Genomic DNA, 11,364 nt, shown 5'->3' with positions numbered 1-11,364 from the left:
ATCGCTTCTCCGGTACGTCTCCATTCCACTCCTCTTTGATCGATCAGAGGGTCAGCAATGGTCCCCGATCAGGGACCCAAGGTCCCTTTCCTCGGCCAGGTAAAAGCAACAAACCCCACCTGACCAGGCATTTCCTACAGGACCTTGGCCCTAAGTTCGCTTGTGAATCCGTTCACAAGAATTTCCGGGAAATCCCGTGGTAGCCCGCCACAAAAAGAGGGCGGGCCGAGTGCTCCCGCACTCGGCCCACCTGGGCCGGACCGCGCACGCCGTCAGGGCGTCAGCTGGGCGACTCCGCGCCCTTGCGGGCGTAGAACCACCAGGCGACCGCGATGCAACTGACGTAGAAGCCCACAAAGCCCCACATCGCGCTGGTGACCGCGAAGTTGGCGAACATCGCCGGGATGAAGAAGAAGCCGTACGCCGCGATCGCCGAGGTGAATCCGGTGACGGCACCCGATTCCATCTCCGACTGCTTCAGTGCCTTCGCGTACTCGGGCGTGCCCTCCGTCAGGCCCTTCAGGTGCTGGTTGCGGAAGATCACCGGGATCTGGCGGAACGTGGAGCCGTTGCCGATGCCCGAGAAGAAGAACGCGCAGAGGAAGCAGACGAAGAAACCCCAGAAATTGCCGCTGTCGCCGCCGGAGGGCAGGAAGTTGATGACGCCGATGATCGAGAGCGCCATGCCGACGAAGGAGATGATGGTGACCCTCGCGCCGCCGATCTTGTCCGCGATCCAGCCCCCGGCCCAGCGGGCGAGCGCGCCCACGGCCGGGCCCATCCAGGCGTACGTGGCCGCGGAGTAGGCCGCGTCGAGCGGGGTGAACGTGGTCTTGATGAGCATCGGCAGGGCCGCGGCGAAGCCGATGAAGGAGCCGAACGTACCGACGTAGAGCCAGGTCATCAGCCAGTTGTGCTTGCGCTTGAAGATGATCTTCTGCTGGCTGAAGGGGGTGGACGCGACCTTGAGGTCGTTCTGTCCGAACCAGGCGACGACCGCCAGGACCACCAGGACCGGCACCCACAGGAACGCCGCGTTCTGCAGCCAGATCGACGAACCGTCGGCCTTGTGCTGGGCCGAGCCCACCGCGATGACCGAGCTGGTGATGACGATAGGGGTGAGCAGCTGGACGACGGAGACACCGAGGTTGCCGAGACCGCCGTTGACGCCGGTGGCGTTGCCCTTGTCCTTCTTGGGGAAGAAGAAGCCGATGTTGGCGAGGGACGAGGCGAAGTTGGCGCCGCCGATGCCGCAGAGGGCCGCGATGGCGATCATCACGCCGTACGAGGTGTCGGGGTTCTGGACGGCGATGCCGAGCCAGATCAGCGGGACGACCAGAACGACCGTGGAGAGCGCGGTGAAGCGGCGCTGGCCGATCATCGGGCCGAGGAAGGTGTAGAGGATCCGGGCCGTGCCGCCCGTCAGGCCCGGCACTGCCGTCAGCCAGAACAGCTGCGAGGTGGTGAAGCCGAAGCCGACGTCCTTCAGGTTGGTCGCGGTGACCGACCACACCTGCCAGACGACGAAGGCGACCAGGAGGGCGGGGACCGCGATCCACAGGTTGCGCGCGGCGACCTTCCTGCCGGTGGACTTCCAGAAGAGTTCGTTCTCCGGCTCCCAGTCGGTGATGGTCTTGCCGGGGCGGTACTGCGCGGGGTCGTACGAGGTGCCCGTGGGCGCGGTCCGCGTCTCTTGGGCGGCAGGCGATCTCATATTGATTCCCAGTTCCCTCAGGGTCCCGACCTTGCTACGGGGCCTGACGTATCCACGATCACGCGCGCGGCGCTCCGCGAGCAGAGGCGTAGGGCACCTGCTGACCAGGCCAAACAGCGGGAATGTGACGGGACTTCAGGCCCCGGCCGCTGGGCCAAGGACCGATCGGACCTCGTGCGCCGGCGACGTGAACGACGGGTCGTCCAGACACCGGCCGGTCCGCAGGTCGAACTCCTGCTTGTGCATCGGCGACGCCACGACGGGGCGGCCCTCGCGGATGCCGAGGATGCCGTGGGCGATCACGTCGGCCCCGGAGAAGGGGTCACGGCTGCCGACCGCGTAGACCCGCCCCGCGCCGCCCTTGAACAGGGCTGCCTCCGAGCCGTCGGGCAGTACCGCCGCGCGGCCGTGGCCCGGCTCCAGGAATTCGGGCGACGGCTTCGCCAGCTGCTGCTCGAAGCGGGAAAGGGCCTGCGGGTCCGCCAGGACCGCCTGCCACGCGTCCCGGTAGGCCGCCGCGTGGCGGTCCTTCTGGGCCTCCGGTTCGGCACAGATGCCCAGCGAGTCGTCGATCAGGACCGAGATGAGGTGGTCGAGGCCGCCGATGCGCTCGAACCATGGTGCGGTGCGCTCCAGCCGTTCGCCGGCCCGCAGGTAGTACATGAGGAAGCGGTCGACGAGACGGAAGAGCTTGCCGACGACGGGCTTGCCGACGACGATGTCCTCGCCGCCCAGGCCGTGCTTCTCCATCAGTTCGGTGAAGGAGCTGGGCGGCGCTCGTGGCGGGGACCGGGACGGACGGCTGCGATGGTCGCGAAGGGGGTGACGCTCACCGCCCGTATGGCCCGCCGCGCGCGACCACGCCCGTGGCCGCGCCCCCGTGGTACGCCTTCCGCATGACCTCTGATGCCTCGAACACCACCGGGCCCCCCAAGCCCCCTGCCCCCTCCGGTTCCCTGGCTTCCGGTTCTCCGGCCTCCGGCTCCCTGACCGATGTCGCCGGTCTCCGCGTCGGGCACGCCACGCGGGCCGGGGGCGGGTGGCTCACCGGCACCACCGTGGTTCTCGCATCCGAGGGCGGTGCCGTCGCCGCCGTGGACGTGCGCGGCGGCGGGCCCGGCACGCGGGAGACGGATGCCCTTGATCCGCGCAATCTGGTGCAGCACGTCGAGGCCGTCGTCCTCACCGGCGGCAGCGCGTACGGCCTCGACTCCGCGTCGGGCGTGGTGGCGTGGCTGGAGGAGCGCGGCCGGGGCGTGCGGGTCGGCCCGGACCCCTCCCACGTCGTCCCCGTCGTCCCGGCCGCCTGCGTCTTCGACCTGGGCCGGGGCGGCGACTTCCGGGCCAGGCCCGACGCGGCGACCGGCCGGGCGGCCGCCGAGGCCGCCGCGCGCACCGCGCCGTTCGCCCCGGTCGAGGAGGGGGGCGTCGGCGCGGGCACCGGTGCGGTGGTCGGCGGCTTCAAAGGCGGTGTCGGCAGCGCGAGCGTCCGCCTCGACTCGGGGATCACGGTCGCCGCGCTGGTCGTCGCGAACGCCGCGGGCTCGGCGGTCGATCCGGCGACGGGTGTGCTGTACGGGCGGTACTTCGAGGGGCGACGGGTGGACTACCCGGCGCCCGAGAAGCACGAGGAGGCGAAGCGGCGCCTCGCCGAGGCCGCCGCCGAGAACGGCCCGCCGCCCCTGAACACCACCCTCGCCGTGGTCGCCACCGACGCCACACTCACCAAGGCCCAGGCGCAGAAGCTGGCCGGCACGTCGCACGACGGCATGGCGCGCGCGGTGCGGCCCGTCCATCTCCTCAATGACGGCGACACGGTCTTCGCCCTCTCCACCGGCGGACACACCCTGGCCGCCGACCGCCCGCTCGCCCTCAACGAGATCCTCGCCGCGGGCGCGGACGCCGTGACGGCCGCGATCGTGCGGGCGATGCTGGCGGCGGACTCGGTGAAGACGCCGGGCGGCTCCTTCCCCGCGTATCTCGATCTCTACGGTAACCAGTAGAAACGTATCAAGACGGTCAAATCGCCTCCATGGCACTGCCGTTGGGCCATGGATGTGCCCACACTCACACCGGTCGGCGGGAACCTCCGGGCACGCGCAGGCGCTCTTCACTCGTACTGGATTACTCGTACTGAATTCAGAACACGTACTTGGAGCAGCCCGTGACAAGGTCGGTCATAGTCAACCCCCGGCGCCGTGCCCTGCTGGCCGCCACCGCGCTCGCCGCCGTGGGCGCGCTGACCCTGTCGGCCTGCGGAGGTGACGCGGACGCCAAGGACGACAAGAACGGCGGCTCGGCCGCCAAGGGCGCGGACATCACCATCTCGTCCAAGGACGGCGCCACCGACGCCTCGATCAACGCCACCGGCGTCAAGGTCAAGGACGGCAAGCTGACCAGCGTGAAGATGACGTCGGTGACGTCCGGCACGGCGGTCGAGGGCACCATCTCCGGTGACGGCCTGAGCTGGAAGCCCAAGTCCCAGCTCGAGCGCGGCACGAAGTACAAGGTGACCGCCAACGCCAAGGACGGCAAGGGCAACGCGGCGACCGAGAACGCGACGTTCTCCACGGTCTCCTCGGCCAACAGTTTCATCGGCACCTACACGCCGGACGGCGGCGCCACGGTCGGTGTCGGCATGCCGGTCTCCTTCAACTTCGACAAGGCGATCACGGCGAAGAAGGACGTCCAGTCGCACATCACGGTCACGTCCAGCACCGGCCAGAAGATCGTGGGCCACTGGTTCGGCAACCAGCGCCTGGACTTCCGGCCCGAGGACTACTGGAAGGCCGGCTCCAAGGTCACGATGAAGATCAACCTGGACGGCGTGAAGGGCGCGGAGGGCGCCACCGGCGTGCAGAACAAGACGGTCACCTTCACCGTCGGCCGCGCCCAGGTCTCCACGGTCGACGTGCAGGCCAAGAAGATGACGGTCGAGCGCGACGGCAAGGTCATCAAGTCCGTCCCGATCTCCGCGGGCAGCCCGTCGAACCCGACGTACAACGGCAAGATGGTCATTTCGGAGAAGTTCACCCAGACCCGGATGAACGGCGACACGGTCGGCTTCGGCGGGGAGTACGACATCAAGGACGTGCCGCACGCCATGCGCCTGTCCTCGTCGGGCACCTTCATCCACGGCAACTACTGGGGCTCGCCCTCGATCTTCGGCAGCGCCAACACCAGCCACGGCTGCGTCGGCCTGCAGGACGCACGCGGCGCCGGCGACCCGAACACGCAGGGCGCCTGGTTCTTCAACAACTCCCTGATCGGCGACGTCGTGACGGTCAAGGGCTCCCCCGACAAGACCGTCTCCCCGGACAACGGCCTCAACGGCTGGAACATGTCCTGGAGCGAGTGGACGGCGGGCAGCGCGAGCTGACGCACCACCAACTGAGCGAGCCACGCGGGAACTTCCCGCGTGGCTCGCGCGTTTTCCGGTTCCCGGACATGATGTCGGACCCAGGGGCTACGGTATGCACTCACCAGGTGACATGTAGCAACGCCGGGAGAAGAACCTTGAGCGTTCCGTACGACACCGCGTACGAGCCACCCGAGTCGCCCGAGCCGCACTCCCCGGAGGAGCATCTCGAGCGACTCCTCGGCCGCGCCCTGAACTCCTTCGATCTGCCGGACGAGGTGATGGCCCGTCTCGACTCGGCCCTCGCCCACGACAGTTCCCTGCACTCCGCCCATCACAGCTCGGGCCTGCACCGCGAGACGTACAGACACACCTGGCTGCTCGCGGACGCCACCGTGCTCACGCTCTGGGAGCTCGTCCACAACACCGCGCCGGGCAGCGCCCCGACGCACGAGATCTACGCCGACGAGGAGGAGGCGGGTGTCGCCACCTCACGGCTGCCGCTGCCGCCCGACACACCCGCGTGCGGCCGCCCCGTCATGCTCCAGCTCCCGGCCGACTCCGAGCCCCGGCACGTGTACGCCCCCGACGACTCCGCGGACCACGCGCGCCGACTGCTGCGCCGCGCGGAGAACCCGGACGGCGACGCTCCGGGCAGGAGCGTGGTGCGTCTGCTGCGTTCGGCGTTCGCGCACCAGATCACCCAGGCCTTCGGCCGCCCCTGCCTGGCCGGCGAGATCCGCATGTGCTTCTCGCTCTACGAGCACGCGTTCCTGCTCTTCGACGGCGGCGAGAGGAGCCTGTGGGAGGTCGAGCACACGCTCACGCCCGACGGGCGCCACATGTGCGAGGTGTACGACACCGAGGAGGCGGCCCGCGCCGCGATGGAGCGCAGGGCCCAGGAGTGGATGCGGAGCCGGGGCAGCCGGGCGCAGGGCTGACGGGCCCAGGAGTGACGGGCGGGGCCAGGAATGACGGGGCCAGGGCTGACGGGGCCAAGGCTGAGCGACAAGACCCTCAGTAAGCCCCTCTGCACGGAACAGCGGGGTCAGGAACGACCGTCGCCGAACTGTCGTACGAGACCGGCGAAGGCGTCCCGCTCGTCCGCCGTGAGCTCCACGGTCTCCGCCCGCGGAGGGCCCTGCTGGGCGGGCAGCGCGCGGAGCGCCTGCGTCTGGCGCCACCCCTCCGCACTCTCCGCGCCGAAGCGGTCCCTGCGCATCACCCGCACCAGGCCGACGGCCCAGACGGCGGTCGCCAAGGCCAGCCCGGCCACGCCTATCTGCTGAACGATCGATACATCCTGGAACATGCGGCCCAGTAGACAACAGGACCGGGGGCTTTCGACAGGGGAGATCAGGACTTAGGTCCCGAAGTGACGCAACTCGCACACTCCGGGCCCTCAACCCTTTTATCCCCTTCTCCGCCTTCTCCGCCCTCACATACGGCCACGCGGCCGGGCGTTCAGACCGCCGCCGACGCCCGCTTGTTTTCAGCCACATCGGCCACAACGGACACATCGGCCGTCGACGCGTCGTCCGCGGCCACTTCCTCGGCCCCGCCCGAAGGCGCCGTCTTCCTGGCGCCCTTGAGCAGGACCACCACGACCGTCGAGACGCCGACACCGGCCGCGATCGCGACGAGGTAGAGGAGCGGCTGACCGATCAGCGGGACCACGAAGACGCCGCCGTGCGGAGCGCGCAGGGTGCAGCCGAAGGCCATCGACAGGGCGCCGGTGACCGCGCCGCCCGCCATGGACGCGGGAATGACGCGCAGCGGGTCGGCGGCGGCGAACGGAATCGCGCCCTCCGTGATGAAGGAGGCGCCGAGGAACCAGGCCGCCTTGCCGTTCTCCCGCTCGGTCTTGGTGAAGAGGCGTCCGCGGACCGTCGTGGCGAGTGCCATGGCGAGCGGCGGGACCATACCGGCCGCCATCGTCGCGGCCATCACCTTGAGGCTTCCGTCGGTCGGATGGGTGAGGCCGCCGATCGCGAAGGCGTAGGCCACCTTGTTGAGCGGGCCGCCGAGGTCGAAGCACATCATCAGGCCGAGGATGACGCCGAGGATGATCGCGTTGGCTCCGGAGAGGCCCTCCAGCCAGTCGGTCAACGCGCTCTGCAAGGAGGCGATGGGCTTGCCGACGACGAGGAACATCAGGAAGCCGACCACCGCCGAGGAGATCAGCGGGATCACCACCACCGGCATGATGCCGCGCAACACGGCCGGGATGCGGACCCGTTGGATCCCCATGACGACGGCGCCCGCGAGCAGGCCCGCGGCGAGACCGCCGAGGAAGCCCGCGTTGATGGTGACGGCGACCGAACCGCCGACGAAGCCGGGGACCAGACCCGGCCGGTCGGCCATGCCGTACGCGATGTAGCCCGCGAGGACCGGGACCAGGAAGGCGAAGGCGAGGCCACCGATCTGGAACAGCAGCGCGGCCCAGCTGGTGTGGTCCGTCCAGATGAAGTGCTCGGCGACGGACGGCGCCTTGTCGATCTTCCAGCCGCCGATGGCGAAGCCGAGGGCGATGAGCAGGCCCCCTGCCGCGACAAACGGCACCATATAGCTCACACCAGACATCAACCACTTGCGGAGCTTGGTGCCATAACCGTCACTCTCGTCCCCCGCGCCATCCACCGGCGTGGGGCCCGCGGGGGTGACGGTTTCGCCGGGGGCCGCCTTCTCCCTGGCTTCGGCGATGAGTTCGGCGGGGCGGTTGATGCCTGCCTTCACTCCTACGTCGACGGTGGGCTTGCCCGCGAAACGGGGCTTGTCGCGTACGGGGACATCGTGGGCGAAGACCACGGCATCCGCGGCGGCGATCACCGCCGGGTCGAGGCGGGTGAAACCGGCCGACCCCTGCGTCTCCACGGTCAGTTCTACGCCTGCGTCGCGGGCCGCGTTCTCCAGGGACTCGGCCGCCATGTAGGTGTGGGCGATACCCGTGGGGCAGGAGGTGACCGCGACGATCCGGAACGGCTCGGCCGCGCCGGGGGCTTCGGTGCCGGGGGCTTCGGTGTCGGGGGCATCGGTGTCGGGGGCTTCGGTGCCGGGGGCTTCGGTGCCGGGGGCATCGGTGTCGGGGGCATCGGCCGCCCGTTCCTCGCCCCTGATCAGGGCCGCCGCCTCCGCCGCCGTCGAGGCGGACCGCAGCGCGCCCGTGAACTCCCCGTCCATCAACTGCCGTGCCAGCGACGACAGAATCGTCAGGTGGGCGTCGTCCGCGCCCGCCGGGGCGGCGATCAGGAAGATCAGGTCGGCGGGGCCGTCCGGCGCGCCGAAGTCGATGCCCCGTGCCGAGCGGCCGAAGGCGAGGGTCGGCTCAGTGACGTGCGCGCTGCGGCAGTGCGGGATGCCGATGCCGCCGTCCAGGCCGGTCGGCATCTGCGCCTCGCGCGCGGCCACGTCGTCGAGGAAGCCGTTCAGATCCGTCACGCGCCCGAGAGCCACCATGCGCTCGGCGAGGGAACGCACTGCGGCTTCCTTGGTTGCCGTGGCTTCCTCGGTTGCTGCGGACCGGTCGAGTTCGAGGTCGACCAGGTCCGCAGTGATCATCTCGCTCATCGCGGGCTCCTTCGCACGCGTATCGCCCGGCGGGCGGGGGCTGCTGGGGGGACGGTGGCAGGGGGCATCATGCCGCGGGCTCCGTCAGTACGCGGTCCAGCGGGACCTCGTCCGTCACGGTGACCGCCTCCGGCGCGAGGTCCGCCGGGGTGGGCATCACGCTGCCGGGCAGCTGGACCGCGGCGGCGCCGTGCGCCACGGCCGAGGCGAGTGCGCGGGGGCCGGAGCCGCCCGCGACGAGGAAACCGGCCAGGGAGGAGTCACCGGCGCCGACGTTGCTGCGCACGGCGTCGACGGGGGCGCTCGCGAAGTACGCGCCCGACGCGTCGACCAGTAGCTGCCCGTCGGCACCGAGGCTGGCGAGGACCGCACGCGCGCCCGCCGCCCGCAGCTCCCGCGCGGCCTCGACCGCGTCGCCGACCGTCCTGAGGGGGCGGCCCACGGCCTCGGCGAGTTCACCGGCGTTGGGCTTGACGACGTCGGGGCGTTCGGCGAGCGCGGCGAGCAGCGCGGGCCCCGAGGTGTCCAGGGCGATCCGGGCGCCCGCCTCGTGCGCGCGGGCCACCAGCTCCGCGTACCAGGAGGGGCGCAGGCCGCGCGGCAGGCTGCCGCAGCAGGCGATCCAGTCGGCGCCCTGCGACCGCTCGCCGACGGTGGTGAGCAGCAGCTCCCGTTCCTGGTCGGAGAGTTCGGGGCCGGGTGCGTTGATCTTGGTGAGGGTGCCGTCGGGCTCGGCGACCGCGATGTTGGAACGGGTCTGTCCGGACACCGGCACCGGGGCGACCTCGATGCCCTGCTCGTCGAGGAGTCGGGCGACGAGCGCGCCGGGCGCGCCGCCCAACGGCAGCACGGCGACCGTCCGCACGCCCGCCGCCGCGACGGCCCGCGAGACGTTGACGCCCTTGCCGCCCGGGTCCATGCGGTCGCCGGTGGCGCGGACGACCTCGCCGCGGTCGAGCGAGGGCACCTCGTAGGTGCGGTCGAGGGAGGGGTTGGGGGTGACGGTGAGGATCATGCGTGTTCCGGCTGCTTCCGTGGTCATGCGCGTACCGGCTGCTGGTTCCGTGGTCATGCGCGTACTACTTCCGTGCCTGCGGCCTCGATGGCGGTGGCGTCGTCGGGGTCGAGACCCGTGTCGGTGATCAGCAGGTCCACGTCGGCGAGGTCGCCGAAACGGGCGAAGTGCTCCTGGCCGTGCTTGACGGAGTCAGCGAGCAGCACGACGCGGCGGGCCGCGGCCACGGCCGCGCGCTTCACGGCGGCCTCGGCGAGGTCGGGGGTGGTGAGGCCGCCCTCCGCCGAGAAGCCGTTGGCGGCGAGGAAGAGGACGTCGGCGCGGATCTCGCCGTACGCCCGCAGGGCCCACGCGTCCACCGCCGCGCGGGTGCGCTGCCGGACCCGGCCGCCGATGAGGTGGAGCTGGATGCCGGGGTGGTCGGCGAGGCGGGCGGCGGTGGGCAGCCCGTGCGTGACGACGGTGAGCGTCGACTCCAGCGGGAGCGCCGCCGCGAGCCGCGCGACGGTGGACCCGGCGTCGAGGATGACGCTGCCCTCGGCGGGCAGTTCGGCGAGGGCGGCGCGGGCGATGCGGTCCTTCTGGTCGGCGGCGGTGCCCTCGCGCTCGGCGAGGTCCGGCTCGAAGTCGAGCCGCCCGGCCGGGATGGCCCCGCCGTGCACGCGGCGCACGAGTCCGGCGCGGTCGAGCGCCTTGAGGTCGCGCCGGATGGTCTCGGCGGTCACCTGGAACTCCTCGGCCAGCGACAGCACGTCGACCCGCCCGCCGTCCCGCGCCAGCCGCAGGATCTCCTGCTGCCGCTCCGGTGCGTACATGTCCGTCTGCCTCCGCCGCATGCCCGAGTCTGTGGTTTCACTCGCAGAGTACGGTCGAACTTCCGGAAAGTAAACAGGTTCGGGCACCCCTCAGACACAAACGGACTTTAGTGCCGCACCTCGGATCCCCTTAGACCTTGGACCCCCTGGCCCCACGCCTGCCGGGGACCAGGCCCTACGGTCTACGCCCTACGCCTACGGCCAGCGGAACTCTCCGAGCTCATCCAGACACCGCTCCGCGAGCGCGGCCGGGCCCTCGGCGCCCCGCGCCGGAGCCGACCCCACCGCCCAGGTCTCCACCGCGACCCGCACCGCCGCACTCGCGATGCCCGCCGCCATGCGAGACTCCAGCGGCGACCCGGCGGCCCCGTCCGGCGACCCGGCCCCCGACCGTTCCGCGAGGATCGCGAGCAGCGTCTGCTCCGAGGCGTGGCACGCGTCCGCCCACACCGAGCGCAGCGCCGCGCTCTCCGCCGACATGCGCAGCAGCGCGCGCACCCAGTCCAGGGACGCCACCGCCGCGGCGGTCTCGGCCGCGAGGGCGTGCGTGACCGCGTGCCGCAGCGCGTCCGACATCGGCAGGTCCGCGGGCGCCCGGCGCACCGCCTCGGCCCACTGCTGCGCACCCGCCGCGAAAAGCGGCGCGACTGATTCCTCCTTGGTGGCGAAGTAGCGGTAGAAGGTGCGCGGCGCGACACCGGCCGCGCGGGCGATGTCCTCGGCGCGGGTGGCCCGCAGCCCGTCGGCGACGAAGAGCGCCGCCGCGGTGCGGGCGATGTCCAGGCGAGTCTCGGTCTTACGTCGCTCCGTCAGCGAACTCGCGGGCACGTCAGACACGTCAGGCACGTCAGGCACGTCGGGCGCCACCTCAGGCATATCAGGCATGCCAGGCAGG

At 71.0% G+C, this 11,364-nt stretch carries 10 protein-coding genes; 3 read left to right on the top strand and 7 right to left on the bottom strand.

Annotated features, from left to right (window positions below; all coding sequences use genetic code 11):
• Nucleotides 1-280 precede the first annotated feature (280 nt).
• Nucleotides 281-1,714, bottom strand: coding sequence for a NarK family nitrate/nitrite MFS transporter (locus ABZ953_RS21280; protein ID WP_361726104.1), 1,434 nt, complete (start codon nucleotides 1,712-1,714; stop codon nucleotides 281-283).
• Nucleotides 1,715-1,849: 135 nt separating this feature from the next.
• Nucleotides 1,850-2,464 carry a nitrite reductase (NAD(P)H) small subunit gene (locus ABZ953_RS21275; protein WP_361726101.1) on the bottom strand — a complete coding sequence of 205 codons (615 nt, stop codon included), beginning with the start codon at nucleotides 2,462-2,464 and terminating at the stop codon, nucleotides 1,850-1,852.
• Nucleotides 2,465-2,610: 146 nt separating this feature from the next.
• Between ABZ953_RS21275 and ABZ953_RS21270 the strand changes: the two genes are divergently transcribed.
• The 3 genes from ABZ953_RS21270 to ABZ953_RS21260 all read left to right on the top strand — a co-directional run bounded on the left by ABZ953_RS21270 (nucleotide 2,611) and on the right by ABZ953_RS21260 (nucleotide 6,013).
• Complete coding sequence (locus ABZ953_RS21270; RefSeq protein ID WP_361726098.1) at nucleotides 2,611-3,717, top strand: P1 family peptidase; 1,107 nt, start codon at nucleotides 2,611-2,613, stop codon at nucleotides 3,715-3,717.
• A gap of 161 nt (nucleotides 3,718-3,878) precedes the next feature.
• Nucleotides 3,879-5,093, top strand: coding sequence for an Ig-like domain-containing protein (locus tag ABZ953_RS21265; RefSeq protein WP_361726095.1), 1,215 nt, complete (start codon nucleotides 3,879-3,881; stop codon nucleotides 5,091-5,093).
• A 137-nt stretch (nucleotides 5,094-5,230) separates the two neighbouring features.
• Nucleotides 5,231-6,013, top strand: coding sequence for a DUF6227 family protein (locus tag ABZ953_RS21260; protein ID WP_361726092.1), 783 nt, complete (start codon nucleotides 5,231-5,233; stop codon nucleotides 6,011-6,013).
• Between the two features lie 107 nt (nucleotides 6,014-6,120).
• Here the strand turns inward: ABZ953_RS21260 and ABZ953_RS21255 are convergent, their stop codons facing one another.
• From ABZ953_RS21255 to ABZ953_RS21235, 5 genes are all read right to left on the bottom strand, one after another.
• Nucleotides 6,121-6,384: a hypothetical protein gene (locus ABZ953_RS21255; RefSeq protein WP_361726089.1), complete on the bottom strand. Its 264-nt coding sequence runs from the start codon at nucleotides 6,382-6,384 to the stop codon at nucleotides 6,121-6,123.
• 152 nt (nucleotides 6,385-6,536) lie between these two features.
• The gene (locus tag ABZ953_RS21250) at nucleotides 6,537-8,639 is read right to left on the bottom strand and encodes a fructose-specific PTS transporter subunit EIIC (RefSeq protein ID WP_361726086.1); all 2,103 of its coding nucleotides are present in this window, start codon (nucleotides 8,637-8,639) and stop codon (nucleotides 6,537-6,539) included.
• A gap of 67 nt (nucleotides 8,640-8,706) precedes the next feature.
• Nucleotides 8,707-9,654, bottom strand: a complete 948-nt coding sequence (gene pfkB, locus ABZ953_RS21245; RefSeq protein WP_361726497.1) for a 1-phosphofructokinase — start codon at nucleotides 9,652-9,654, stop codon at nucleotides 8,707-8,709.
• A 53-nt stretch (nucleotides 9,655-9,707) separates the two neighbouring features.
• Nucleotides 9,708-10,469, bottom strand: a complete 762-nt coding sequence (locus tag ABZ953_RS21240; RefSeq protein WP_361726495.1) for a DeoR/GlpR family DNA-binding transcription regulator — start codon at nucleotides 10,467-10,469, stop codon at nucleotides 9,708-9,710.
• Nucleotides 10,470-10,664: 195 nt separating this feature from the next.
• Entirely contained in the window at nucleotides 10,665-11,354 is a 690-nt protein-coding gene (locus tag ABZ953_RS21235) for a TetR family transcriptional regulator (RefSeq protein WP_361726083.1), read from the bottom strand.
• Nucleotides 11,355-11,364: the final 10 nt, after the last annotated feature.

The organism is Streptomyces sp. NPDC046465 (assembly GCF_040646035.1).
GTDB lineage: Bacteria > Actinomycetota > Actinomycetes > Streptomycetales > Streptomycetaceae > Streptomyces.
The sequence above is the reverse complement of the archived record's forward strand: the minus strand, read 5'-3'. Positions and strand labels throughout refer to the sequence as shown.

Coding starts and splice junctions, on each gene's coding strand:
- ABZ953_RS21240 (WP_361726495.1), bottom strand. CDS start 10,469: ATGTACGCACCGGAGCGGCAGCAGGAGATCCTGCGGCTGGCGCGGGAC.
- ABZ953_RS21235 (WP_361726083.1), bottom strand. CDS start 11,354: ATGCCTGATATGCCTGAGGTGGCGCCCGACGTGCCTGACGTGCCTGAC.
- ABZ953_RS21275 (WP_361726101.1), bottom strand. CDS start 2,464: ATGGAGAAGCACGGCCTGGGCGGCGAGGACATCGTCGTCGGCAAGCCC.
- ABZ953_RS21250 (WP_361726086.1), bottom strand. CDS start 8,639: ATGAGCGAGATGATCACTGCGGACCTGGTCGACCTCGAACTCGACCGG.
- ABZ953_RS21280 (WP_361726104.1), bottom strand. CDS start 1,714: ATGAGATCGCCTGCCGCCCAAGAGACGCGGACCGCGCCCACGGGCACC.
- pfkB (WP_361726497.1), bottom strand. CDS start 9,654: ATGATCCTCACCGTCACCCCCAACCCCTCCCTCGACCGCACCTACGAG.
- ABZ953_RS21255 (WP_361726089.1), bottom strand. CDS start 6,384: ATGTTCCAGGATGTATCGATCGTTCAGCAGATAGGCGTGGCCGGGCTG.
- ABZ953_RS21270 (WP_361726098.1), top strand. CDS start 2,611: ATGACCTCTGATGCCTCGAACACCACCGGGCCCCCCAAGCCCCCTGCC.